Here is a 1,105-nt window from a genome sequence, read left to right on the forward strand (position 1 = left end):
CGAAGGGCAGGTGCATGGCGGGGTGGCGCAGGGGCTGGGACAGGCCATGCTGGAACGTGTTGTCTATGATTCTGACGGACAACTGCTCACAGCTTCGTTCATGGACTATGCCTTGCCGCGGGCCAATGGCGTCCCCATGATTGGTTTTACCTCCGAGCCTGTGCCGTCGACACAGAACCCGATGGGGATGAAGGGCTGCGGCGAGGCAGGCACCGTTGGCGCGCTAGCCGCTGTTGCAAATGCGGTGCAGGACGCGGTCTGGGACTGTGGCGTGCGGCAAGTGGACATGCCGTTCACCCCGCTGAGAGTTTGGGAAGTGCTTAGGGATGTTTCTGACGCAGCTGAGTAAGAAGGTTCTAGGGTGGCTTGGACGGCCGCTGCGCTCGGAACACTCCGGCGAAACCAAGCTGCGCGGGCCGCATGCCCATGTGATCATCCTGGACGGCACCATGTCGACGCTGGAAGAAGGGCATGAAACCCATGCCGGCCAGCTGTTCCGTCTGTGCCGTGAAATGGGCGGACAGGTCTCGGTTTTTTATGAATCCGGCGTTCAGTGGAAAGGCTGGGGCAGCGCCCCCGATGTGATGATGGGGCGCGGCATCAATCGCCAGATCCGCCGGGCCTATGGCTATCTTGCCTCGCGTTACCGGCCCGGCGACCGGATCTATCTGTTCGGCTATTCCCGCGGCGCCTATGCGGTGCGCTCGCTTGCCGGGGTGATCGACCGGATCGGCCTGCTGAAGGCGGAACATGCGACCGTGCGCAATATCCGCACCGCTTACCGGCATTACCGGCTGAACGGACGGTCCAAGACGTCGAGTGCATTTACGGCAGCGCATTGCCACGAAGACATTGAGATTGAAATGGTCGGCGCCTGGGATACGGTCAAGGCTTTGGGGCTGCGCCTGCCGCTGCTGTGGCGCTGGGCGGAGAACCGGCACAACTTCCACAACCACCACCTGGGCCACCATGTCAAAAGCGGTTACCACGCGCTGGCATTGGACGAGACACGCGATGTTTTCAAACCAGTGTTGTGGGATTGCCCCAAGGACTGGGGCGGACATGTGGAGCAGGTCTGGTTCCGCGGCGCCCATGGTGACGTCGG

General features: G+C 62.1%; 2 protein-coding genes. Both read left to right on the top strand.

The annotated features are described in order from the left end of the window. On the top strand, positions 1-349 hold a 349-nt coding region (locus A2I95_RS41190), incomplete at its 5' end, for a molybdopterin cofactor-binding domain-containing protein (protein ID WP_291738054.1). Beyond that, positions 327-1,105: DUF2235 domain-containing protein (locus tag A2I95_RS41195; protein ID WP_291738055.1), on the top strand; the 779-nt coding region annotated here is incomplete at its 3' end. The genes A2I95_RS41190 and A2I95_RS41195, both read left to right, overlap by 23 nt.

It is taken from the genome of Leisingera sp. F5, assembly GCF_001593695.1.